The 23,204-nt window shown below is 63.3% G+C and carries 21 protein-coding genes; 9 read left to right on the top strand and 12 right to left on the bottom strand.

What is annotated here, in order from left to right; genetic code table 11:
• From AWB67_RS25160 to AWB67_RS25140, 6 genes are all read right to left on the bottom strand, one after another.
• On the bottom strand, positions 1-719 hold a 719-nt coding region (locus AWB67_RS25160; protein WP_445344245.1), incomplete at its 3' end, for a T6SS effector phospholipase Tle3 domain-containing protein.
• Positions 719-1,702 carry a DUF2345 domain-containing protein gene (locus AWB67_RS41970; RefSeq protein ID WP_235025302.1) on the bottom strand — a complete coding sequence of 328 codons (984 nt, stop codon included), beginning with the start codon at positions 1,700-1,702 and terminating at the stop codon, positions 719-721. The genes AWB67_RS25160 and AWB67_RS41970, both read right to left, overlap by 1 nt.
• Positions 1,666-3,243 (bottom strand): type VI secretion system Vgr family protein, encoded by a 1,578-nt coding sequence (locus tag AWB67_RS41965; RefSeq protein WP_235025301.1) that lies wholly within the window; start codon positions 3,241-3,243, stop codon positions 1,666-1,668. Before AWB67_RS41965 ends, AWB67_RS41970 begins: the two co-directional genes overlap by 37 nt.
• A 792-nt stretch (positions 3,244-4,035) precedes the next feature.
• Entirely contained in the window at positions 4,036-4,824 is a 789-nt protein-coding gene (locus AWB67_RS25150) for an HpcH/HpaI aldolase family protein (RefSeq protein WP_087658934.1), read from the bottom strand.
• A gap of 161 nt (positions 4,825-4,985) precedes the next feature.
• Positions 4,986-5,786: an NAD-dependent epimerase/dehydratase family protein gene (locus AWB67_RS25145; protein WP_087658933.1), complete on the bottom strand. Its 801-nt coding sequence runs from the start codon at positions 5,784-5,786 to the stop codon at positions 4,986-4,988.
• Positions 5,787-5,815: 29 nt separating this feature from the next.
• The gene (locus AWB67_RS25140; RefSeq protein WP_087658932.1) at positions 5,816-7,135 is read right to left on the bottom strand and encodes an MFS transporter; all 1,320 of its coding nucleotides are present in this window, start codon (positions 7,133-7,135) and stop codon (positions 5,816-5,818) included.
• A 409-nt stretch (positions 7,136-7,544) separates the two neighbouring features.
• On the opposite strand from AWB67_RS25140, the gene AWB67_RS25135 reads away from it, so the two are divergent.
• On the top strand, positions 7,545-9,554 hold the full coding sequence (locus tag AWB67_RS25135; protein ID WP_235025300.1) for a glycoside hydrolase family 28 protein: 2,010 nt from the start codon (positions 7,545-7,547) through the stop codon (positions 9,552-9,554).
• A gap of 52 nt (positions 9,555-9,606) precedes the next feature.
• Here AWB67_RS25135 and AWB67_RS41480 read toward each other — a convergent pair whose 3' ends face one another.
• The gene (locus AWB67_RS41480) at positions 9,607-9,900 is read right to left on the bottom strand and encodes a hypothetical protein (RefSeq protein ID WP_087658931.1); all 294 of its coding nucleotides are present in this window, start codon (positions 9,898-9,900) and stop codon (positions 9,607-9,609) included.
• Between the two features lie 368 nt (positions 9,901-10,268).
• Here AWB67_RS41480 and AWB67_RS25125 point away from each other — a divergent pair, with 368 nt between their 5' ends.
• A complete protein-coding gene (locus AWB67_RS25125) occupies positions 10,269-10,715 on the top strand; it encodes a DUF3597 domain-containing protein (protein ID WP_087658930.1) in 447 nt (148 codons plus the stop codon).
• Between the two features lie 390 nt (positions 10,716-11,105).
• Here AWB67_RS25125 and AWB67_RS25120 read toward each other — a convergent pair whose 3' ends face one another.
• Positions 11,106-11,780 (bottom strand): HAD family hydrolase, encoded by a 675-nt coding sequence (locus AWB67_RS25120; RefSeq protein ID WP_087658929.1) that lies wholly within the window; start codon positions 11,778-11,780, stop codon positions 11,106-11,108.
• 66 nt (positions 11,781-11,846) lie between these two features.
• Entirely contained in the window at positions 11,847-12,230 is a 384-nt protein-coding gene (locus AWB67_RS25115; protein WP_087658928.1) for a DUF6632 domain-containing protein, read from the bottom strand.
• Between the two features lie 322 nt (positions 12,231-12,552).
• Between AWB67_RS25115 and AWB67_RS25110 the strand changes: the two genes are divergently transcribed.
• Positions 12,553-13,359, top strand: coding sequence for a ProQ/FINO family protein (locus tag AWB67_RS25110; protein WP_087658927.1), 807 nt, complete (start codon positions 12,553-12,555; stop codon positions 13,357-13,359).
• On the opposite strand, the gene AWB67_RS25105 is transcribed toward AWB67_RS25110, so the two are convergent.
• Entirely contained in the window at positions 13,360-14,550 is a 1,191-nt protein-coding gene (locus AWB67_RS25105; protein ID WP_087658926.1) for a chromate transporter, read from the bottom strand. It lies immediately after the preceding gene.
• 383 nt (positions 14,551-14,933) lie between these two features.
• Here AWB67_RS25105 and AWB67_RS25100 point away from each other — a divergent pair, with 383 nt between their 5' ends.
• The 4 genes from AWB67_RS25100 to AWB67_RS25085 all read left to right on the top strand — a co-directional run bounded on the left by AWB67_RS25100 (position 14,934) and on the right by AWB67_RS25085 (position 19,661).
• Positions 14,934-16,505, top strand: a complete 1,572-nt coding sequence (locus tag AWB67_RS25100; protein ID WP_087658925.1) for a sensor domain-containing diguanylate cyclase — start codon at positions 14,934-14,936, stop codon at positions 16,503-16,505.
• Between the two features lie 76 nt (positions 16,506-16,581).
• Positions 16,582-17,682, top strand: a complete 1,101-nt coding sequence (locus AWB67_RS25095) for an extracellular catalytic domain type 2 short-chain-length polyhydroxyalkanoate depolymerase (RefSeq protein ID WP_235025299.1) — start codon at positions 16,582-16,584, stop codon at positions 17,680-17,682.
• 69 nt (positions 17,683-17,751) lie between these two features.
• Positions 17,752-18,036: a hypothetical protein gene (locus AWB67_RS25090; RefSeq protein ID WP_087658924.1), complete on the top strand. Its 285-nt coding sequence runs from the start codon at positions 17,752-17,754 to the stop codon at positions 18,034-18,036.
• 71 nt (positions 18,037-18,107) lie between these two features.
• Entirely contained in the window at positions 18,108-19,661 is a 1,554-nt protein-coding gene (locus AWB67_RS25085; RefSeq protein ID WP_087658923.1) for a phospholipase D family protein, read from the top strand.
• A 9-nt stretch (positions 19,662-19,670) separates the two neighbouring features.
• Here AWB67_RS25085 and AWB67_RS25080 read toward each other — a convergent pair whose 3' ends face one another.
• On the bottom strand, positions 19,671-20,036 hold the full coding sequence (locus AWB67_RS25080; protein WP_087658922.1) for a hypothetical protein: 366 nt from the start codon (positions 20,034-20,036) through the stop codon (positions 19,671-19,673).
• Between the two features lie 24 nt (positions 20,037-20,060).
• Positions 20,061-20,696, bottom strand: a complete 636-nt coding sequence (locus AWB67_RS25075) for a hypothetical protein (protein WP_200822300.1) — start codon at positions 20,694-20,696, stop codon at positions 20,061-20,063.
• A gap of 373 nt (positions 20,697-21,069) precedes the next feature.
• Here AWB67_RS25075 and AWB67_RS25070 point away from each other — a divergent pair, with 373 nt between their 5' ends.
• Both AWB67_RS25070 and AWB67_RS25065 read left to right on the top strand, forming a co-directional pair.
• Complete coding sequence (locus AWB67_RS25070) at positions 21,070-21,870, top strand: hypothetical protein (protein WP_087658921.1); 801 nt, start codon at positions 21,070-21,072, stop codon at positions 21,868-21,870.
• 81 nt (positions 21,871-21,951) lie between these two features.
• Complete coding sequence (locus tag AWB67_RS25065) at positions 21,952-22,965, top strand: cyclase family protein (protein ID WP_159964927.1); 1,014 nt, start codon at positions 21,952-21,954, stop codon at positions 22,963-22,965.
• Positions 22,966-23,204: the final 239 nt, after the last annotated feature.

The following is a 23,204-nucleotide window of genomic DNA, read 5'->3' as shown; positions in this document are numbered from 1 at the left end:
AGCCGTTGTGCCGCGTGTGCGTAGTAACTGCGCGGCGGGGCATCCTGCAATTGGCGATCCGTCTCGGTGTTCAGATGTTGAAGGTCGAAGCCGAAGACGTGACGCTTGAATCCGGTGTGGCTCCAACACTGTTGGAGATTGTTCGTGCCGTTCTGGAAGGGGCCGCCGCCCCAATACCATGGGCCAAACTCCTCGTTGCACTCAGGCGCCCAAGCGTCAAAGCCGTTGTCATTTCGAAGTGGAATACGCCATTGCTTTTCGGTGCCTTTCTTTGCGCTGTAGCCCCAGTAAAAGCGGATGACGGGTGAGTAAGCGTCTTTCCACTCCGGGTCGATTCGACGCGGAATGGGGTTCTTGGTGTCGGGATCTCGATCAAGATATCTGTTTTGCTTGATGTCGCCACGGTTCAACCGCTTGTTGAGTCCTTCGCACAGCGCTATTTCCGCATCGTCATACCACTCCCCCTCCGAATTCACCCCGTGCACAAAGATAACAATCCCCGGCAAATGCGGCGGAATCTCGACCAGCGCCCGCACTTGATAACTCACGGGCGTCATATACGATTCCCAAAACTGTCTTCCAAGATGATCGATCTGCATGGGCACGAGCCGCGTGGCAACATCGTGCTGATAGCGCTTCACTTCAATCGGTCGCTCACCTGCGTTCGCCGAGTCCGGCGTCGCGCCCGCATCATTGGGTTGATTCAGTTCATCGCTCATCAGGATTCAGTCCTTTTTTTCTTCAACAGGGTCATCCCTTGCGCGATATCGCCCGCTTTGAGCGAAGTCGCGCCCGTGCCGCTAGTCACGCCCTCGATGACCTGACCATCCGCCAGTTGAATCCGGTATGGGCGATTGGCCGCCGGCCGCCCGGTAAGTCGATCGCTCAAAATGAAGTGCTCATCGTGGCCGATGGTGGTCTGCTCGAACTTCGGCAATGGCATCGACAGCGAACCAGGACCGGACTTGTCAATTCCAATGATCTTCAGAATCAAGTTGCCCGCGCCACCAATCTCGACGTTGTCGCCGCTCAGCTTCACGTAGGCGGTCCCACCGCCATGCAGCACGACGCCGTTTGCAGCGTTTGCGATCAACGTGCCGTTCGCGCTCGTCAGGTGCATGTCCTTTTGCGCCACGAGTTCCATCGCATCGGACTGCGCCTGGACCAGCACCTTGCCGCGCGCCGCGAACAGCTTGGCCCCGCCGTTGTGAGCGAAGAGCGACAGCGTGTCGGAGGCGGCGACGCTCGCATTGCGCTGTGCATTGACGTTAAATCCAGCGCCGGTTGCGATATTCACGTCACGGCCCGCAGCAACCGACACCCGGTCGGGCGTCGCCAGTGCGATCCCCTTGGGTGAAGACAGCAGCATCACCGCTTCCTTCAACTCGTTCACACTGTTCTTGAGCCATTCGTTTTCGGCTTTCAGATCGGCGATTTCAGCCTTGGCGACACTTGCGGCCTGCGCAAGCCCCTGCGCCTGCGCAAGCGCCACCTGTAACTGACCGAGCGCCGCTTTCATATCCAGATGCGGCCCGTTCGCGAGCGGCTGCGCATCGGCCGACAGGAACAGGCCTTGTCCGGCTCTGATCGCGCCTTTCATGTCGGTGCGCAGCTCAAAACCGGCGCCGCGCTTCTCTCGCTTGCGGTTCACGCTATGACCGAGCGTCAATTGCGACTTGCCGTGCTCGGTCGCGAGCTTGATGTGCTGCTCGTTGTCCCAGTCCTCATCTGCAACGTATTGTTGGATTGGGTGCGCAGCACGTTGCGACTCAACCAGCGCTGATCGTTGACGATGACGTCCGTCGCGCGCGCGTTGTGCATGACGTGCGCGATGAACGGGCGGTCCGGATCGCCATCATGAAACGCGACCAAAACCTCGGTCCCGTCGATCAGTGGAAAGTGAAAGCCGGTCTGGTTCGCGCCAGCGAACGGCTTCGCCAGTCTCAGCCGGCAACTGTTGCCGCCAGCGGGGCGCGGGTCCCGGTCCAGGTGCAGGACGACCACGTATTCACCCGCTGCATCGACGTAGGCAAACTTATAGCGGCTCGGCGACGTTACGACTCCGCTGATCGTGCCGTGCACCTTCGGCCAGCTTTCTTCGTTTAGCGGCAGACGATAAAGGCGCTCCGAGGGAATCGCAGTGAAGCTGTTGCGATACGCGTCACTGCGCGAACCGCCGCTCTCCACACGCACCACCATCACGCCGTGCTCGGCTTCGGGCAGCACTTTATTCGCGAGTTTGAGCACGCTTGATGGTGTCAGGTCGATCACATTCCCCGCACCGTGATACACGATCTGTTCAGCGAGCGCCGCTTCGCGTCTCAGTTGAGCTTCGTGCCTGGCCTCGTCATCGGTCAGGTGGTGCGCGGCCCAGGTGTACGTCTCGCCGTAAGTGGTGTCATCACCGCGGATGATGCTTTCGGCGTCGATTGGAAGCGGCGCAGTGCGGTAGTTGTAGGCGCGCACCAGTTGCCGCTCGGGAATCGTCCTGGCATGCGTCTCGATGGACTCGATCGACTCCGCGCCCGCGTTGGCCAATCCGGCCTGCGCGTGAAACGGCACGCTCAAACCGGGCTTGCGTCGGTAGTGGGTCAGGTCGTCGCCGAAGCGCACGACTTCGCAGTGTTCGCCTTCTTCCTGAACGAACCAAATGCCCGCGCGCCGGCACAGGCGCGTCATGAATGCAAGATCGCTCTCGTGCCACTGCATGACGAATTCGCGCGGCTCGTACTGCCGATACAGCCTGAAGTCGAAACGCGCGCGAATCGCATCGAAACCGTGCTCACGCAGAATCTGCTCGATGATGCTCGGAAAGCTCAGGTTTAAGAAGAACCGGCATTTGGGCGTATTGCGCAGCAGCGCGAGGCGCGATTCCAGCACGATTTCATAGGTTGTCTGGTCGCGGTTGCTGGCGAGCTGGCTGAACGCGGTAATGACGCCCTGAATCTTGCGGCGCGTGCCCGTCGACACAAACCCGCCGGGCAGGCGTGGCGGCTGAATCGTAAAGGCGGCCGGGCGATTCAGATAATCGCCACGCGGCAGATTCGCCAGAGAATGGGTAAGCGTGATTGCAAAGCGCCTTGCTTCGCCGATCGCTTCGACGCCGGTGAAGCACATGACGCTCATGTCCTTGGCACTGACCGCGCGTGGTACATCGAGGAAGTAGGTTTCGTGAAGTGAAGGAACAACGGATTGATGCGTGGCGTGGCGCGCCACGCCGGATGGCTCGATAGTCGAACTCACGAACGATTTTCTCCCGTTACTTATTTCTTATGTGATCGGGAGATTAGCCATTTCGTCAGATCTTAAATAACAGAAAACTCCGAAATTTATGGAAATTTAGGCTGTTTCCGATCGACGTTGAAGGAGAAGGTCATGTCGAAGCAGGCACGCAATCAAAACCCGAAAAATGGTCCAGTGGCGTCACCACTTCGCCGGGTCGCCGGCGTCCGCGCCCCCGAACGTGCACGGACGCACATATGCGAGTCATACACGACACGCCACTCATGAGTCCGTTGACGCACGGCGATGCTCCGCAGATGCGGCAAACGCGGCCGTATTCCGGCTCGAAGCTGCTCGCGCACTTCACCGAGTGAAAGTTGCGGATAGCGGCCGATCACTGCGCGGCGTCGTATCCCGTCCGGTGACGTCCATCGGTACGTGTAGCTGATCGAGCCAGGCGGCGTGACGTTGCACGCCGAAACCGTGCAACGTCACGTCCTAACATTCCTGAACTCGTCGTTCGCGACGATACTGCGCCGAAGACCGGTCGATTTCATGACGGGCCATACTGTCTCTGTCAGCGTACTGTGAGCGTTCCGTAGCGCGCCTCCGTTTGGGGGAATTTGGGCAGACTTGCGAGAATCAGTGCCTATCCGATAGTTTGGGTGCGAGGCATAAACTGACGGCTAAGGAGCCGCTATGCCACCTGAAAAAGGACAGGGATATACGGCGGCTAAAACATCACATCGAACGATGTAAAAAATCGAGGCCCTACGCCAATTTTCAGCGAAAATCCGCTCAAGGCCCCCGCCCTCAATACCCCTCGTCCGATCCCTTCGCACCCCCGGCCCGCATCTTCCCCATGACCTGCTGCGCGCCAGCCGCCATCAACCGCGCATCCGAACTGACGGTCACGAACTGAAACCCCATCGCGATCCGTTCGAGCGCTTTCTCCGGCGTGCCGTTATGAATCCCCGCCACCACCCCATGCGCTTTAGCGCACGCAAGAATACGCTCGATGGCCTCGACCACCGGAGGATCGACATCATCGAAAGTCGGCGTACACCCCAGCGCAAGAGACAAATCCGAAGGCCCGATATAAATCGCATCCAGCCCCGGCGTGGAAACGATTTCCTCCAGATTATCCAGGGCCTCGCGCGTTTCGATCATCGCAAACACCACGACCGTTTCATTAGCCTGCGTCGGATAATCTGCGCCGCCATAAAGCAACGCCCGGATCGGCCCGAAACTCCGCGTCCCGAGCGGCGGATAATGCGTCGCTGCGACGAGCCGCTCTGCATCCGCGCGACTGTTGACCATCGGACAAATCACCGCATACGCGCCCGCGTCGAGAACCTTCATCAGAATGCCGGGTTCATTCCAGGGCACGCGGGCCATCGGTACGGTCTGGGTCGTCGAGATGGCCGTGAACATCTCGACCGCTTTCTGATAATCGACCACGCCGTGCTGCAGGTCGACCGTCAGCGAGTCCCACCCTTGATGCGCCATCGTCTCGGCGGAAAACCCGCTCGGGATCGCGAGCCATCCGTTGACGACCGCCCCGCCAGCTTTCCAGATCGAACGAATCCGGTTCTCACGCATGCTCGTGCTCCTCTTGTTGGCAGGCCGCGTCTCGGGCCTGTGGCTTCGAACGCGCCGCCGGCGTGCGCTGCAGCGCCGGGACGGGCGGTCTCAATAGTAAAGCGCAAATGCCCGCTTGCGATTGCCAAGGCGGGCATGACGAAAACATCCGAAGCAAGATTTCAGCGTTCATCCAAAGGCGTGAAGTCGATGCCGGCAAAACTTCCGCCCTGATATCGCTGGCCAATCGCATCGAGCGGATTCGGCTTTTGCAGGATCTCGTCGGCGAAATCCTCCGCGTTCTGCTGCGGCACGTAGCCGAGCCGCGCGGCGCCGTCGTTGTTCCAGTAACTGCGCGTATTGTCCGACACACCCCACACGACGATATGCCCGACTTCCGGCGCATCGATCGTCCGCTCGACGATACGCATCAAATCGTCATGCGAGAGCCATGTGCTGAGGTGACGAAACTCCGTCGGCTTCTCGATGCAGCTTCCGATCCGCACGCACACGGTCTCGATCCCGTGCTTGTCCCAATACATCCGCGCGATGCCCTCGCCCCACATCTTGCTCAGGCCATAGAAACCATCGGGACGAAACTCGCAGTCGAGCGCGAGCTTCGCGTCGACCGGATACATGCCGATCGCATGATTCGAGCTCGCGAACAGGATGCGGCGGACCTTCTTCCGCCGCGCGCCTTCGTACACCTCGACGAGCCCGCGCAGGTTGTTCTCGATGATCTCCGGCAGCGGCCGCTCGACGCTCGTGCCCGCCATGTGGATGAGCACGTCGACGCCGTGGAGCAGCCGGTCGACGACGGCCGGATCGCGCAGGTCGCCGTGCATGATGTCCTCGTTTTCGACGATCGGCGTGAGGGGACGCGAGCCGCCCGCCGAGCGCAGGTCGTAGCCGCGTTCGAGCAGCGTCTTTCGCAATACGGTGCCCAGCTGGCCGCCGGCACCGCTCAATGCAATCTTGGTCACGATATTGGGTCCTTGTGTCATGGTCGGCGTTAGCGTCCGATGCTGTTTGCGGGCGCGGCGGGCGTCGGGACCCTGGGCGCGCGCAGGGTGCCGGCGTAGTCACCCGGCCTCAGCAGGAACCATGCGACGGTAGCACCAACGATGTCGAATAGCACGAGGCAGACGAAGAGCGGGTTATAGCCGATGGTGGTCGCGAGCGCGCCGACGATCAGCGAGAAGATCATCCCGCCGAGCCAGCCCATCATGCCGGAGAGGCCGGTTGCGGTGCCGACTTCGTGCTGCCCGAACACATCCGATGCGAGCGTATAAAGCGCGCCCGAAATCGCCTGATGGCCGAACGCGCCGAGGCAGAAGAGGCCGATCGCTACATAAGGGTTCGTCGCGAGGCCAATGCATGCCGGCCCGAACATGAAGAGCGTGCCGAAGATCATCACGAGCTTGCGCGACGTGAGCAGCGACGTGTTGAACTTGCGCAGGAAGAACGGCGCCAGATACCCGCCGACGACGCAGCCGAGGTCGGCGGCGAGAAACGGCAGCCAGCCGAAGAGCGCGATCTCCTTCAGGTTCATGTGTCGCACGGACACGAGATAGAGCGGGATCCAGAAGTTGAAGGTCTGCCAGGCCGGTTCGGCGAGAAAGCGCGGGATGCCGATGCCCCAGAAGCGGCGCGTGCCGAGCAACTGCTTCCACGAAGGACGCTGCGTCGAATCGAGCTTGCCGGCTTCCTGGCCACTCAGGATGTACTCGCGCTCACTTTCGGAAAGGTTCGGATGGTCGGCGGGCGAGCGGTAGAAGAACACCCACAGCGCGACCCACAACAGCGCGATGCCGCCGGTGACGACGAACGCCGTCTGCCAGTTGAACTGGAGAATGCAGAACACGACGAGCGGCGGCGCGAGCATCGCCCCGACCGACGTCCCCGTGTTGAGCCAGCCGGTCGCGACCGAGCGCTCCTTCGCCGGGAACCACTGCGTGATGGTCTTCATGCCGGCTGGGAAGATCGCCGCCTCGCTCATGCCGAGCAGCGCGCGGAAGAACGCGAGCGAGCCCCAGCCGGTCGCGAGGCCGTGCAGCATGTTCGACGCCGCCCAGGCCGTCGCGAAGATCGCAAAGCCGATCTTGAGGCCGACCACGTCGAGGATATAGCCGGCGATCGGCTGCATCACCGTGTAGGCGCCCTGGAATGCCGCAACCACGTACGAGTACTGCTGCGTGGTCATGTGCAGCCTGTCGGTGAGCGTCGGCGCCGCGACCGAGAGCGAACTGCGCGCGAGATAGTTGAATACGGTCCCGAGCATGATCAGCCCGACGATCCACCATCTCAATCCCTTGATCTTGTCTGCCGGCATGGCGTGTCTCCTTCCCGGTTAATGCGGGGCAATCATATAAGACGTCGTATAACTAATTTAACTTTGACGTCTGAAAGAATGTGTACGACAACTTTCGGTGAATCACACAAAGCTGTCAACCTCAAACAGCCTGAAAGCGGGTAAACCCCGTTTTGATAAGCCTCATCAGCAAGCCTACTGTAGGTTTGAGCCTGCAAAAATCGCAAAAAGTTGCTTGACAGCTATCTGACCGCTTCGCTATCTTCGGCACCATACGAGTGGGCTCAGGTCTGAACGCCCAAAAAAACGCCGGAGACGAAGGGAATAATGTTGTATGACATCGTTTGTATAAGCGTCCTCCGACGAGACGCCGATTCGGTTCACCCGAGCAACCGTGACCCCGGCAATGGCCGGATAAAAGGAGACGAACTTGAAACATCGCGAGGACAAGAATCAAAACCGAGCGCAATCCGCACCGCAATCCCAAGCGCGGCGATCGTTCGTGCTGCTAGCGGGTGCGTCGGCGAGCGTGTCGATGTTCGGCGCGCTCGGCGTGCTCGGCGGCTGCGGCGGGCACGACAACTCCGGCGACCCCACGCCGCCCGTCGCACAGGACCCGATCTGGGGTCCGTCGGGCGCGGCGACGCAGATCATCAACTCGCTGCAGGCGGTGGCGCAGTCGATGTTCCCGGACCGGACGTTCCTCGTCACCGATTACGGCGCGAAAACCTGCGCCGTCGTGGCGGCCGTGAATCCGTACACCGATCCGTCGAAGTCGCCGCTCAGCACCGGCGCCGACAAGACGCAGGCGCCCGGCTCCTTCGATTCGCGTCCCGCATTCCTCGCCGCGATCCAGGCGGCGAACGCGGCGGGCGGCGGCAAAGTCGTCGTACCCGCGGGTGACTGGTACTGCGCCGGCCCGCTCGTGCTGCTCTCTAACGTCAACTTCCATCTGAGCGCGAACTGCACGGTCTACTTCAGCCAGAATCCCGCCGATTTCGCGAAGGACGGCCCGATCGATTGCGGCGCGAACGGCAAGCTCTTCTACAGCCGCTGGCAGTCGAACGATTGCCTGAACTACGGCCCGCCCGTCTACGCGCGCAACCAGAAGAACATCGCGATCACCGGCGAGGGCGACAGCTCCATCCTCAACGGCCAGGGCATGACGCCGTTTGCGGGCACGGGCAACACGAGCACCTGCTGGTGGACGTGGAAGGGCAACAGCGGCGCTTACGGATTCGCCGGTTCTTCGACGCCGTCGCAGGCCTATGCGAACCCGAACAACGTCGATTTACGCACCGCCGCGCCCGGCATCTCCGACACGCTCTACACACGCCTCACCGATCCCGCCACGCCGTGGCAACAGGACCAGAATTACTTGCCGGCGCTGTCGGAGGCGGGTGTCGCGATCGAGAAGCGCATCTTCGGCAAGGGCCACTATCTGCGACCGTGCATGGTCGAATTCCTCGGCTGCACGAACGTGCTGATGGAAAGTTACCGCACGATCAACACGCCGTTCTGGCAGCACCATCCGACCGATTGCACGAACGTCGTGATCCGCAGCGTGACGGTGGACAGCATCGGCCCGAACAACGACGGCTTCGACCCCGACGCCTGCGACATGGTCCTGTGCGAAAGCGTCGTGTTCAACACCGGCGACGACTGCATCGCGATCAAGTCGGGCAAGAATCTTGATAACGAATACGGCCCGGCGCAGAACCACGTCATCCAGAACTGCACGATGAACAGCGGCCACGGCGGCATCACGCTCGGCAGCGAAATGGGCGGCGGCGTGCAGAAGATCTACGCGCGCAACCTCGCGATGCTCAACCAGTTCTGGGCGACCAATTCGCTGAACATCGCGATCCGCATCAAGACGAACATGAATCGCGGCGGTTTCGTGAAGGATTTCTACGTCGATGGCGTGACGCTGCCGAACGGCGTGAGCCTCACGCCTTCGGGCTACGGCAGCAGCCTGCTCGCGGGCAGCCCGATCAACGGCACCGTGCCGCTCGGCGTGGCAACGGCGGCTGCGGCGAATCCGTCGGCGGCGCAGGGCGGGCTGATCACGTTCGATTGCGACTACCAGCCGTCCAAGGACGCGATCCGCACGCGTCCGGCGCTCGTGCAGAACGTCAACATATCGAACGTGAAGGCGACCAACGTGACGCTGAACGGTGTGACGGGATCGTGCTTCCAGGCGGTCGTCGCGCAAGGCCCGGTCGCGTTCGACTACAACGGCCCGGCGCCGGCGCCCGCGATTCCGGGGATCGCAGGCGTCACGATCACGAACTGCGATTTCGGGACGCCGGTCGCGACGGGCCCGGCGACCTCGACGTCGCCCGGACCGATTTACGCATACAACGTGCACGACATCACGCTTTCGAACACGCTTATCGCGGGAAAGACCGTCAACATGACGGTGACCGACGCCCGCTAGGCGCTGGCGGAGTCGGGCCTGTTGAGGCAGGCCCGACAATGCGTGGAAGTATCTAGCGCGAGGGAGTCGGCTGCGTGGTGGTGCGCGCGCCGGCGGGGCTCGCCGATTGCGCGTCCGGCACCGCCTGTGACGGGTTCGCGCCGCCCGCCGCGCCTTGGGTATCCGAGCTGCCGCCGTAGGAGATGTCGGTCGTGGATTGTGCCGACGTGTTGGCGTTGTGCTGCATCAGCGCTCGCCCGGAGGGTTGCGGCACGGGCGTTTCCTGCGCGATCGCGACGCTCGCCGCCGCCAGCATAACGGCGCTCGACGTGCTCAAAACTGCGTTCAAAACGAGAGTCGACTTCATTTTGATGCTCCTTGCATGACGCCTCGGTTGCGAGACTCCTTTTCTCGGCAAAAGGGGGAGGGAAATTGGCGCACGTCGCCGCGAGGTCGAGGCGCGTGCGTTCCTGAAAGCGATTTTACGTCCGATGAACGTGCGTTCTTTATGCGCCGGTGCGTGATTCCGGCTTGCCAAAACTGCTTCCTGCTTTTGTTATAGGGCGCTAATACGCGGCCGCAGGCATTTTTTCGGGCCGCGTTGCGAATCGGCATCATCGGCATCATCGGCGGCTCGGACTCGACGAATGTGAATGTGTGCGGGCGTTTAAAAGCAGGGTAGGAACGATCGTTGCGCTCTCGGACGAGTCACCCACCCTGTCATCGGAGACGCACATGGGCATTTTCTCGAACATCCTCAACAAGATTTTCCCGCACGATCACCCGGCCGCGACCGGCTCCGGCGCGGCCGCCGCCCCCGCCACGGCGCAACAGCCGAGCCCAGCCGCACCGGGCGCCGCGCCTGCGGGTTCATCGACGCCTGCCGCTGCGGGCGCCGTCCAGCCGCCGGTCACGCCGATGCCGGAAGTCGACGTTGAATCCGTTCTCTCCGCGATGCAGGCGAAGCAAGGGCAGGAACTGAACTGGCGCACGTCGATCGTCGATTTGATGAAGTTGCTCGGCCTCGACAGCAGTCTCACGGCGCGCAAGGAGCTGGCGGCGGAACTGCACTACAGCGGCAACACCGAAGACTCGGCCGCAATGAACATGTGGCTGCACAAGGCGGTGATGAAGAAGCTCGCCGAGAACGGCGGCAAGGTCCCGGCCGACTTGAAAGACTGAGGCGAGATCGGCGCGGCCTGGAACGCCGCGCCGATTGTTTGTGAGCGCGCGACGTCACGTCGCCGCGGGGCCGCGTTGATTTCTCGGAAACGGTCAGCGCAGGCTGAAAGCCCCGCAGTCGAATTGAGCAACCGACCTGGCGGGTCCCGCGAAGCTGTGTCCCGCGCTTTTCTCGGGCGCCCCCCGCGATTTCACCAGGTGCGTCGCTTCTTCAGACCCGGCCTGCGGGTGCATCGACCAATCGCCTGCTGGCGCCGCGAGCGAGCCAAATCCCGCTAAGCTGCGGCACGCGATTCTTCTGGCGCACCCCGCGATCTCACCAGATGCGTCGCTTGTGCAAACTTGTTCCAACTTCTTCAAACCCGGCCCGCGAACGCATTGAGTAACCGTCTACGGCCGCGCCGCAACCTCATCCAGATGCAGCAGCAAGTCGGCGGGATCTTCGTATACGCGCAGCGCCCCCGACCGTTCGAGTTCCTCCATCCCGTACCCGCCCGACAACAAGCCCACTCCCAGCGACCGGCAACGCCGCGCCGCGAGCATGTCCCAGATGCTGTCGCCGACGACCACCGTATGCTCGATCGACACCCCCAGCCGCTCCGCCGCCGCGATAAACAGATCGGGATCGGGTTTCGCGTACTTCACATCGTCGCGCGTCACGACGACCGCCTTCGCCGGATCGACCCCGAGCGCCTCCAGATTGACCGCCGCCGTCTCCATCCGGCCGCTCGTTGCGATCGCCCAGCGCGTGCCGGCGTCCGTGAGCGCCGCGAGCAGCTCACGCGCGCCCGGCAGCGGACACACCTGCGCCCGCAGCCGCTTGTACGCCTCAGCATGCAGACGCCGCAGGTTTTCGACGCGATCCTCGCTGATCTCTCCGTGCGTCTCGCGCAGCAACTGATTCATGAAAAGCCCGCCGCTCATGCCGATCTTGCGGTGGATGCGCCACACCGACAGCTCGATGCCTTCGTCGTCGAGCGCTTCCTTCCACGCCAGGACGTGCTGATAGACGCTATCGACCAGCGTGCCGTCGAGGTCGAACAGGAATGACGTTTCGATGCGCATGATGGGAGTCCTTCGGGAGAGTGGTCGGCGGATCAGTGTACGGCAGCGTCATGGCACGCGTCGCGCTCAGAGGCTTCCAGCGCGGCGCGGCGTCAGGACAGCAAGCACGATCGCGATGATGAAAAGCGCGGGCACGTCGCCGATCAGATGGCCGCGCTGGCCGCTGCCGGCGAGCGCCTGAACCGTCATGATCGCGCCGTGGACGACGCTCGACCACACGGTGAACCAGATCAGGCTCAGGTGCGCAAGCGGATCGCGCGCGGCGATCAGCAGAAAAACGCCGAGCGTCGCGTAGATGCCGACAATCATCATCGGATAGTCGGAATGCCCGGTGTGCCACGCCCAGCCCGACGGCCAGACCAGCATCAGCGGATAAATCCCCGCGATCGAGATCAATCCGACCGCGATGAGCGCGATGCGCAAATATCGAATGCGATCAATGTCGTGCATGGTGAACGGGTGCCTCTGTCGATGCATACCGTTATAGACGCGAAATGCGAAATCGAGCCGCGTGTAGCGCCAATCTCGATTCGGGTTTATACTGACGTTGTCTCCTCCATGTCTCAACCGATATGGATTAAGCCCGCCAAATGCGCGGGCTTTTTTTCGCCCGCAGCACGCCGGACGGCACAATAGCGGGCATGACCGGTCCGCGTGCCTCACGGCAGAATGTGAAGCGGTTGCGTATCATGGTTTCTTTGGTCGCGTCACGCGGCTTCCCAGCGCGCTTCGAACGCGCGACCAGCATCGAAAATTTCCTGAGGCATGCACGATGGGCTTCGAACAACTCGCGGTATTGAAAGAGCAACTCGCCAAACAGTCGAAAGCACGGCCGCATAAGGCGTCTGCGCCGGGGAAGCCGTCGCAGCAGGCCAAGCCGTCGCAGGCCAAGTCGCAGCAGGCGAAGCCGACGCAGACCAAGTCGCAGCCGCACCAGACGAAGCCGCAATCGGCGAAGCCCGCGCAGCCGCCGAAGCAGGCGCGTCCGGCGCGCCCGCATCGCGGACCGCGCGTCGCGGCGGCGGCGGTCGAAGCGAAGGCGAGCGAAGCGAAGCCGGCCGAGGCGAAGATCACCGACCCGGCCGTCCTCACGATCCGCAAGTTGCAGAACCGCTTCCCGCTGGCGTTCCCGAAGAAGCCGGCATCGAAGGTTCCGCTGAAGGTCGGCATCTTCAAGGATCTGGTGGCACTCGCCGGCGAACTCGCGCTGACCGAAGCCGAATTGCGCGACGCGATCAAGATCTGGTGCCGGGGCAGCCGCTACTGGTCGTGTCTCGTCGAAGGGGTGCCGCGCGTGGATCTCGCGGGCGAGGCGGCCGGAGCCGTATCGGCGGAAGATGCGGTCCGCGCACGTAGTTCCGAAACGAACCGCATCGCGAAAGCCGCTCGCAAGGCGGGGCAGGGCGCGGAAGAACCGGCCCCGGTCGCTACTAACGTGGCCAGTGCCGTGGCCACAGCTTCCGAAACCGAAACGGCTCCCGCAGCCGTAGCGCCTGCCGCCGCCGTCGCGGAAGCTGCAACTTCCACGGCCGGAGCTACAGAAGTCGCAAGTCCGGCCGCCCCCGAAGCTGCCGCCTGATCAATGGCATAGCAACCAGATCCCGAACGCGCCCGCAACGGTCGCGTACACGGTATAAACCGGCAGCTTCAGCTTTGCGAGACACATGCAACCGAACGCGGCCGTCACAAGATACGCGGGCTGCGGCGGGATGTGCAGAAGGATCTTCAACACGGCGATCGCGAGAAACGCGGTCGTCGCCGCGCGCAGCAGGCGCATGCCATTCTCGAAGCGCGGATACGTCTTGAGCGCCGCCAGATGCCGCTGCGCGAAAATCACGAGACACCCCGACGGCACGAATAGCGCGACCGTCGCAACGAGCGCGCCGATCCACCCATCAATCAGATAGCCGAAGAACGGAATCACGTTCAGCAAAGGCCCCGGCGCGATCGGCGAGAGGGCGAAGGCGAGCGTGAAGTCGGTATCGGAGACGCCGGTGCTCGGGCTCACGAACAGCGCCTTCAGCACCGGCAGCGCCGAAAATCCGCCGCCGAAGAGCGTCAACCCCGCGCCCGCGAGACGGGGCCAGAGCAGCGTGAACTGCCACGGCGTCGGCAGCGGCAGCGCGAAAATCAGCAGCAAACCGACGAGCACGACCGGTAAGCGCCAGTCGCGGCGGGCGTGTACGACATCGACGCTCGTCTCGCGCTCCGCTTCCAGCATCCATCCCGCCGCAAACGTGCTCGCCAGCACGAGCACATAGGCCGCCGGTCCATGCGCCAGCGCGAGCGTGGCGCACGCGAACGCCGCCGCCGCCCATTCGACCTTTCCTCGCAGGATCGTGCGAGTCTGCTTGTACCAGGTAACGCCGATCAGCACGGCCAAAACGACGCTGAAGTGATTGACGAGCGTCTGCGAAGTCAGCGAGCGGATCAGCGGCGTGCGATAGAAAATCGCGAAAACGGTCATCAACAGGAAAAACGGCAAGACGCTCGCGATGCCCGCCGCCCACGCGCCTGCCCGTCCGCGCAGCACGTGCCCCAATTGCACCGCGACGTTGCAGCCAACCGGCCCCGGCACCATCCACGCAAGCGCAGTGAGATCGGCGAATGCCAATGGCGAAAGCCGCGGCTGGCGTTCAACATAATGCCGTTCGAGTTGCGCCATTAATGCGAGCCCGCCCCACGATACCGCCGATAAACCGCATACGGTCCAGAACAACCGCCAGAGCGATTCAGGCTCGCTGATTAATTCGCTGTTCACACTTGTCATCGCTTTTGTGGTCGTATTTCAGAAATGCTTAACCCCACTGCCGACTTTTCGTCCAGCCGGTCGATTAACGGCCGCAGTAAGGCGTCACGAATGCGGCCCGAAGGCAAGCGCATTCGTCGATACGAATGTTCGTGCTACATATCCGATCCGGGTCAGGTGTGCAATGCGGGACAAACCCGCGGTCCCCGCCAGCAAGGCGCCATTGGGCTTCAAGGCAAGTGGATACTAACGCAGCCCCCTCACGGCGATGAAAATCGATTTACGAAACCATTGCTGACTTCGTCATTTATCCAACGAAAGCCATTCGTCCGATTTTTTTCATAGCCCTGAAGCGCGTTTAAAAATAGAATCCTTTGGGCAAACGTTTCAATAAGTCACGGCCAATGAAAACGAACGAATGGTTTATTCGACAGAGGGACCGGTTCAAATGCAAGGAATCGACTGCGCTTCATGGCATCGTCTATGGCGCTGCCTTGATTTCGCTGGTGATGGTCGGCCTTTGCGCACTCGTTCTTTATCAAAGCCGGCAGGATGCGTTCGAACGCACGCGCGAGACCTCGCGTAACGTCGCGCTGATCGCCGAGCGCGACATCGTTCGTAATTTCGAGCTGTACGACCTATCCCTCCAGGCCGTGATCGAAGGCCTCGCGCAGCCGGAAGTCATGGCGCTGCCCGACCATCTGCGTCGCGACGTTTTGTTCGACCGCGCGGCCACGGCCAAATATCTCGAAGCGCTGCTTGTCCTGGACGAAGCGGGCGACATCGTCGTCGATTCGGTCAGTGAGACGCCGCGCAAGGCCAATTTTGCCGACAGCGCATTCTTCAAGGCGCAGCGCGCGGGCGACGCGGGCCTCTACATCAGCGATCCGCTGCGCTTCACGCTCGAACACGACATGCAGAGCATCGTGCTGAGCCGGCGCATCACGCGCGCCGACGGCTCGTTCGGCGGCGTCGCGATGATCGCGATCAGCCTCGACTATTTCCGCAACCTGTTCGCCGGGCTGTCGCTGGGGGAGCGCGGATCGGCGTCGGTGATCGGGCAGAGCGGCCTGATGGTGATGCGCCAGCCGTACGACGTGCGCATCATCGGCCGTGACATCAAGACTGCGAGCACCTTCAAGCGCTTCATCGCGGAGAAGGAAGGCGATTTCAGCGATACGGCGAGCATCGACAACGTTCGCCGCCTCTATACGTTCAAGACGCTGCCGCATCTGCCGTTCATCATCATGGTCGCGATGGCCGAGACGGACATCTACGCGGCCTGGCGCCGTCGCGCGCTCACGATCGGCTCGCTGATGGCGACGTTCGGCCTCGCGTTCGTCGGGCTCTCGGCGGTGCTCGGCACGCAGTTGCGCCGGCGCATGCGCGCGGAGTCCGAGCTGCAACTGCTCGCGCGCACCGACGGCCTCACGGGCCTGAACAACCGCCGCACGTTCGGCGAAGTGCTCGATCTGGAGTGGCGGCGCGCGCGCCGTGCGCGTTGCGTGTTCTCGCTGCTTTTCGTCGATATCGACCGCTTCAAGGCCTATAACGACACCTACGGCCATCAGGCCGGCGACAAGGCGCTCGCGGCAGTGGCAAAGTGCATCGGCGAAAGCATCCGGCGTCCCGGCGATACGGCGGCGCGTTATGGCGGCGAGGAATTCGTGGTCGTGCTGCCGAATACGCCGGCGGCGGGCGCGTCGTTCATCGCGGAGAAGATTCGCGTGGCGATCAGCGATCTCTCGCTCGCTCACGCGGGCAGCGAGTTCGGCCGCGTGACCGCGAGCATCGGCACGGCGAGCTGGGACCCGGAATCGGCCATGGACGTCTCCGACATGCTGAAGGACGCGGACCGCGCGCTCTATCGCGCGAAGGCGATGGGCCGGAACATGGTGGCGTTCGCAAGCCGCTGCGCGGGGGAAGTGATCACCGCAGAGTGCACGGATATCGAGCAGGGATTGCTCGTTCGTTAAAGATGCCGGCGCCTGGGGTTCGTGGCTTACACTGTTTGAGGCATCCAAACTACAAGCGCCAGCGAAACCCCGAGCGATGAAAGCCATCCTGTGCTTCTGCGCCCTGATCGCGCGAATCAGCTTTGCCAGCGCGGCGTCAAACTACCCGCAGCTTCCCGCGCTCAACATCGACATCACGCAGACCTCCGTCTCCGGCATCTCCTCCGGCGGCTTCATGGCGGTGCAGCTCGCGGTCGCGTATTCGTCGATCATCAAAGGCGTCGGCGTGGTCGCGGCGGGTCCGTACTACTGTTCGCAGAGCGACATCCGCATCGCGACGACGCGCTGCTCGTGCACGATCGCGCCCGCAAGCTCATGCGACGTGACGCCCGCAAGCGCAAGCGTCCCGGCACTCGTCACGTTCACGAAGACATCGGCCACGAGCCACCTCATCGAGGACGTCGCGAATCTTCGCCGCCAGCGCGTGATTACCTTTTCCGGCGCGAAGGATGCCACCGTGCCGCGCCCAGTCGTCACGCAACTCATCGGCTATTACGCGGCGCTCGGCACGCCGGCGCAAAACGTCTCGAAGATCGAACTCCCGAATGCCGGCCACACGATGCCGACCGTCGATTACGGTGTGCCGTGCAGCGCGACCGAGTCGCCGTTCATCGGCAAGTGCGGCTACGATGCCGCGCGGGTGATCCTGAGCTGGATCTACGGTCCCAACCCGCTGCAACCGCCTTCCGCGACGACGCCGAAAGGACGCTTCATCCGCTTCGATCAGAGCCGCTACGTGCCGGAGGGGAAGTCGTCGTTCTTCGGATCATCGACGGGGATGGACACGAGCGGCTGGCTCTACGTGCCCGCGTCGTGCAGCGCGGGCACACCGTGCCGCCTGCATGTCGCGCTGCATGGCTGCGAGCAGGGGCAGGACTATTTGCCGCTGCAGTCGCCGCCGGGCGGCGGCCTTTTCTACGGCACGACCTTCGTGCGTAACGCGGGCTACGCGAAGTGGGCGGACAACAACCGTATCGTCGTGCTGTATCCGCAGGCGGTGTCGATTCCGCTGTCGAATCCCAATGGATGCTGGGACTGGTGGGGCTACACCGACCGCCATTTCGCCGACCAGCAAGGCATCCAGATGCGCGCGATCCGCAACATGATCGACCGGCTGACTTCGGGCGCGGCGCATTGAGAGGGCGGCACGTGTGGAACGGGACTTGCGCAGTCGAAAGCAGTCAACAACTGCCGGCAGGAGGCCGCCATGACGACCGCACCCTCGGACGAACCCGCTACGCCGGACGAAGACCCGGCCGCGCCGCCTACGGAAATCTCGGTGCCCATCGGCGACGCGATACCGACGCCGGTCGAGCCGGGCCTCGACCAGCCGCTGCCCGAAAAGGCCGACGCCGATCCCGGCCCGGATTCGACCTACGAGCCGCCAGCCGAGCCGCCCGTCGACGTATCGAAGCCGATCGGCGACGCGATCCCCACGCCGGTGGAACCGGGCACCGATCAACCGTTGCCGGAAAAGAATCCTGGCGCATAACGCGTCCCTGCAAAGCGATCATGCCGCTACACTTCCCCAACGCGTGAACTACAGCCTGGTGGAGAGCGGACATGATCCTGCTTCGACGTTGCCTCGCGGCTTTGCTCGTCATGCTTCTCAACGCGTGCGCGAGCTTGCCGCCACAGGCCGGACGCATTGAAACGCACGCGCTCCAGAACACCGCCGACACCCGCCTCGGCGTCGCCTTCGCGCCGGGCGAAGCGACGCATCCCGCCGATAACGCCTTCCACCTGCTGCCCAACGCGATGGACGCGCTGGTCGCGCGCGTCATCCTGATGGAAGGCGCGGACCGCACGCTCGACATGCAGTACTACATCTGGCACGACGACGCGACCGGCCGCACGCTCGCGGCGGCGATGCTGCGCGCGGCGGACCGCGGGGTGCGCGTGCGGCTCCTGCTCGATGACCTCGGCACGAACGCCGACGACCGCGTGCTGCTCGCGCTCGACTCGCATCCGAACGTGGAGATCCGGCTCTTTAACCCGGTCGCGAGCCGCAGCTTCAAGAAGCTCGGCTCCGCGGTCGAATTCTTCCGCGTGAATCGGCGCATGCACAACAAGGCGCTGATCGCCGATAACCAGGGCGCGATTCTCGGCGGCCGCAACATCGGCGACGAATACTTCGGCGCATCGACGACCGTCGCGTTCGGCGACCTCGACGTGCTCGTGCACGGCCCGGTCGTGCGCGAAGTGTCGACGGCCTTCGATCAATACTGGAACTCGGAGTCGGCGTATCCCGTCGATCGCCTGATGGGGAAGAGCGCCGACCCGGAGGCGCTCGCCGGCTATCGGGCGAAGCTCGACGCATACCTTTCGACCGAGATGGAGACGCCGTACTTTCAGCAGGCGAAAGCGCGCCTGACCGACGTGATCCACACGCGCGATGCGCAGTTCTCGTGGGGCCGCGCGACGCTGCTCTACGACGACCCGGCGAAGATCACGCGCGCGCCGGGCGATGCAGAAGGGCATCTGATGTCGCAGTTCCGGGCGCTCGATCTCAAGCCCGAACGCGAGATGCTGATCGTCTCGCCGTACTTCGTGCCGCAGAAGGCGGGCGTCGAATGGCTGCGCGGGATGACGGCGCGCGGCGTGCGCGTCACGGTGCTGACCAACTCGCTCTCGGCCACCGACGTCGCCGCAGTCCACGCGGGGTATCAGCGCTATCGGAAAGACATGCTCGAGGCGGGCGTGCGGCTCTACGAGCTCAAGCCCGTCGCCGGGGACGAGTCGACAGGGAAGAAATCGACGTTCGGCTCGTCGAAGGCGTCACTGCATGCGAAGACGTATGTATTCGACCGCAAGAGCATCTTCATCGGCTCGATGAATCTCGATCCGCGCTCGGTCGAACTCAACACGGAGATCGGCGTGTACTGCGAGAGCGAGGCGGCGGCGCGCGAAGTGGTCGATGGCATCGATGCGAATCTCGATCGCGTTGCGTGGCGGCTCGAACTGCGCCCCGATGCGAACGGCGGCAGCCACATCGTGTGGATCGATACGGCCGCCAACGGCACGGTCACGGTGCTCGACAAGGAGCCGGACGTATCGGCGTGGCGCCGCACCGGCATTTGGTTCCTCGGCCTGCTGCCGATTGAATCGCAGTTGTGAAGCGATGCGCTATGCCGGCGCGGCCATGCGCGGCGCCGACAACGCTACGCCCGCGACCGTGTTGATCGACGCATAGATCGCATCGACGACCGCGTTGATCAGCTTCTCCAGTTCCACCACGATCAGTTGCACGAGCGTCTCGGCGAAGCCCTGCGCCATTTGTCCGAGACCGTCGAGGTAGAACGAACGCTCTGCCGCCGTGAACACGTTCGCTTCGATCATCCCCGTGACGAGCGCGGACTGATGCACGAGCGATTGAAACTGGCTTTGCGCGAAACCCGTGAAGGTCGCGAGGTCCTTGGTGGTCGTCGTCTTGACCGCGGACGAGATGCTGTCCTTGAAGACATCGGCGACGCTGGTGAGATCGAGTGCCATGACGGCTCCTTGATGTTCGACGGTTTACCGTTGCAGGAAAGTCTCGTAGACGAGCGCTTCCGACATGAAGTGCGTGACGTACCCCTTGTTCGCGGCGACCTGCGCTCCGTTCAATCCGTGCGCGCAGTCGGTGTCGCGCAGCAGTGCGATCGCGCGCGCGACTTGTGCAAGCGCGAGCGCGCTGGCGGGAAGCTGTGGCTGCTGAGTATTAGCGGGCGGTGGCCCGAACGACGGCAGCGCCGGCGTGCGCGGTACATGCCGCGCGTCGGCGCATTCGCCGGCGGCGAGCGCCAGTGCGTCATCGGAGACGGTTCTGGGAAGCGGGCTGATCGCGAGCCTCTGCTTGATCGCCTGATCGGCCTTGTCGCGCAGCGCGCTATCGGCGACGGGGCGGCTTTGCGATTGCAACGCAAGCGCATCCGCACGTCCGATGATTTCGTTGTACTGGCCCGCGCGCTCGCTGAAGGTTGTCTTCGAAACACCCATCCCCGCCGACGCATAGAGTTCCATGATGTTGTTGCTGACGCCGCGAATTCCGTTCACGAGCGACGCATCGTAGGGCGGCGCGAGCTGCACGGTGCATGCGGTGCATAGTGCGAGCGCCGAAAGCAGCGCGACGAGCCATGCGGACCTGCGATGGCGGCTCCGGCTTCGTGTCATGGTGACTCCGGTCGTTGAACGAAGCGTCTGTAACATCAGACGCAAGCAAGGGCGCCGCGGACACTCGCTCGACGGAACGGTGGAGGCGCATGGGCGGATTCATCGCATAGCGAATGGAAGCGTGAAAACGGCCCACACGCAATATAGGATCGCGAACTTCATTGCGGCAAGCCTGCGGCATAGCCGTGTTCCGCCACTCTCAAGCAATCGAATGAAAGTGGATTGCGAATGAATCGAATGCATTCCACGTTAGGTGTGCGCGCGCACATAACGGATTATAAAAGCGCGGCATGGCTCCTAGAATCCGTAGGCATGGCGAAAGGATCGTGGCGTGCGTATCCCTCAGCGGAATGCGTGAATCGCGGGACCGCGCGTGTGGTTCCGCGGTGCGATCGCGTCCGGTTCGATCGATACGGACTTGCAGGTGCCGAACCTGGCCGTCGTCATCACGCTGGAAGAGCACGAGGACACGGAAGGCAATAGCTGGGCCGACATCTCGTACCGCACGAGCGCCGAGCGAACCCTGACGATCGCGCCAGCTAACGCGACGGACGGCATCGTCGGCGGCCAGGTGCTGCGCGAGGAGCGCACGCCTTGCGGCAACGACGTGAAATACGGCAGCTGGTCGACGTTTTCGTTCTGTCAGTTCGACGTTGCGACGACCGGCTTCGGCGGCAGCGCCACGCCGCTCACGCCGCCGACGGTCACCTGGACGGTCGGCGGCAAGCCCGTGTGGGGCAGTCAGGGAACGGTCGACGTGCCCTTCGACGGCTCGGAGTTCACGCTCGAATACACGATCGATCCGGTGTCGTTCGAGCTCGCCCTCACGTCGCGCGGCGGCGAGCGTTACAGCACCGAAGTCACCGCGACCGCGACCGAAGCGGGCGGTGGCGCGGCGGTATCGGCGAGTGCGACGTTCAACGCGCTCGGGTATTTCGAAGGCTATTCGCCGGAGGACAAGGCGCTCGTGCTCGCGTGCATTTCGCGCATCGGCGAGGAGCATCGCATTCCGATTCCGCGACGCTTCCGGCGGCCGGACCCGGACCCGCGCTTCGAAATCGACATCGACCAATGGCGGCAGGAGACGATCAACCAGATCCGCACGCAACTGCAGCTCGATACGCGAACGGAACGCGCGCTCACCGATATCGTCAGGCTGCAGGCGCCGGGGTAAAAGCGGCGAAAGCTCACATCGACGCGTCGCGCAGCGTCTATAGTTTCCAGCACCGACAAGCGATCGATGAGGAGATGCGCGATGCCGTCCCGCCGACGATTCCTGAGCGCCGCGCTGTCCGGCGCGACCGCCACCGTGCTGCCCTCCGTCGAAGCAGCGCAATCGCCGACGACGCCGCTGCCCCCCGACATCGCCATCCACGACGATGCCGACCTCGACCGCCATCTCGCCGCGCTCAGCAACTGGGGCCGCTGGGGACCGGATGACCAGCTCGGCACGCTCAACTACATCACGCCGGCGATGAGGCTCGCCGCTGTTAAGCTCGTCCGCACGGGGCACATCATCCCGCTCGCGCGCGAGATCCCGGTCGCCGCCGCCGACGGGGTGCGCCGCCAGACCTACGAAATGCGCAGCTACACGGACGCGCTGCCGGAAGAATCGGGTTGCATCGACTACATCGGCATGGTGTATCACGGTTTCGCGATCACTCACCTCGACGCGCTTTGCCATCTCTTCACGCCCGAAGGCAAGCAGGGGATGTACAACGGCTTTCCGATCAGCGCCGTGACTCCGCAAGGCGCGACGAAGCTCGGCGTCGAGGTGATGGGCGCGCAGGGCATCGCCGGGCGCGGCGTGCTGCTCGACATCGCGGCGCTCAAGGGCGGGCCGCTTCCGCCCGGCTCGACGATCTGGCCCGCCGATCTCGACGCCGCCGAACGCGCGCAGAAGCTCGTCGTGCGCGAGGGCGACATTCTATTCATCCGCAACGGGGCGGGCGCGCGCAACGCGCTGAAACTTGGCACGGGGCTCCACGCGTCGTGCTTGCCGTGGCTGCGCGAACGGCGCATCGCCGTGGTGAGCAGCGATTCCGACAGCGACGTGCATCCCGCGCCGCCCGGTTTCAAGCGCTGGACCGAACCGGTGCACATGGTCGCGATACCGTACCTCGGCCTGCCGATCCTCGACAACACCGACCTCGACGCGCTCGCGCTCCACTGCGCGCAGGAAGGGCGCTGGGAGTTCTTCGTGACCGTCGGGCCGTGGCGCTTCAAGGGCGCGACGAGTTCGCCCGTCAATCCGATCGCGATGTTCTGAGTGTTCTCAAGTGTGCCGCGCCCGGCCGACATAAATATTTCATTCACGAAATCCTCCGCCCGACCTCAAGAACGGCGCCACGCTGCCGTCAACGAGTAGGGAGTCCGTTTGGAGAGCGGCCGTGCGTCAATGCGCCGGCCTCCCGGCCTCCCGGCGTCCCGCCGCACGACTGCAGACACGATCAATCGCGCCATCGGAGAGACGCCGGCGATAACGCCCGCGTTCCGGTCGCTCATCAT

It is taken from the genome of Caballeronia terrestris (assembly GCF_001544515.1).
GTDB classification, from domain to species: Bacteria; Pseudomonadota; Gammaproteobacteria; order Burkholderiales; family Burkholderiaceae; genus Caballeronia; species Caballeronia terrestris.
This window is presented reverse-complemented; position numbering and strand designations above follow the sequence as displayed.

Excerpts from the sequence above, each read along its gene's own strand:
- AWB67_RS25090 (WP_087658924.1), top strand. The coding sequence starts at position 17,752 with ATGACGACCGCACCCTCGGACGAACCCGCTACGCCGGACGAAGACCCG.
- AWB67_RS25150 (WP_087658934.1), bottom strand. The coding sequence starts at position 4,824 with ATGCGTGAGAACCGGATTCGTTCGATCTGGAAAGCTGGCGGGGCGGTC.
- AWB67_RS25085 (WP_087658923.1), top strand. The coding sequence starts at position 18,108 with ATGATCCTGCTTCGACGTTGCCTCGCGGCTTTGCTCGTCATGCTTCTC.
- AWB67_RS25075 (WP_200822300.1), bottom strand. The coding sequence starts at position 20,696 with ATGACACGAAGCCGGAGCCGCCATCGCAGGTCCGCATGGCTCGTCGCG.
- AWB67_RS25105 (WP_087658926.1), bottom strand. The coding sequence starts at position 14,550 with ATGACAAGTGTGAACAGCGAATTAATCAGCGAGCCTGAATCGCTCTGG.
- AWB67_RS25100 (WP_087658925.1), top strand. The coding sequence starts at position 14,934 with ATGAAAACGAACGAATGGTTTATTCGACAGAGGGACCGGTTCAAATGC.
- AWB67_RS25095 (WP_235025299.1), top strand. The coding sequence starts at position 16,582 with ATGAAAGCCATCCTGTGCTTCTGCGCCCTGATCGCGCGAATCAGCTTT.
- AWB67_RS41480 (WP_087658931.1), bottom strand. The coding sequence starts at position 9,900 with ATGAAGTCGACTCTCGTTTTGAACGCAGTTTTGAGCACGTCGAGCGCC.
- AWB67_RS25125 (WP_087658930.1), top strand. The coding sequence starts at position 10,269 with ATGGGCATTTTCTCGAACATCCTCAACAAGATTTTCCCGCACGATCAC.
- AWB67_RS25115 (WP_087658928.1), bottom strand. The coding sequence starts at position 12,230 with ATGCACGACATTGATCGCATTCGATATTTGCGCATCGCGCTCATCGCG.
- AWB67_RS25110 (WP_087658927.1), top strand. The coding sequence starts at position 12,553 with ATGGGCTTCGAACAACTCGCGGTATTGAAAGAGCAACTCGCCAAACAG.
- AWB67_RS25065 (WP_159964927.1), top strand. The coding sequence starts at position 21,952 with ATGCCGTCCCGCCGACGATTCCTGAGCGCCGCGCTGTCCGGCGCGACC.
- AWB67_RS25140 (WP_087658932.1), bottom strand. The coding sequence starts at position 7,135 with ATGCCGGCAGACAAGATCAAGGGATTGAGATGGTGGATCGTCGGGCTG.
- AWB67_RS25080 (WP_087658922.1), bottom strand. The coding sequence starts at position 20,036 with ATGGCACTCGATCTCACCAGCGTCGCCGATGTCTTCAAGGACAGCATC.
- AWB67_RS25120 (WP_087658929.1), bottom strand. The coding sequence starts at position 11,780 with ATGCGCATCGAAACGTCATTCCTGTTCGACCTCGACGGCACGCTGGTC.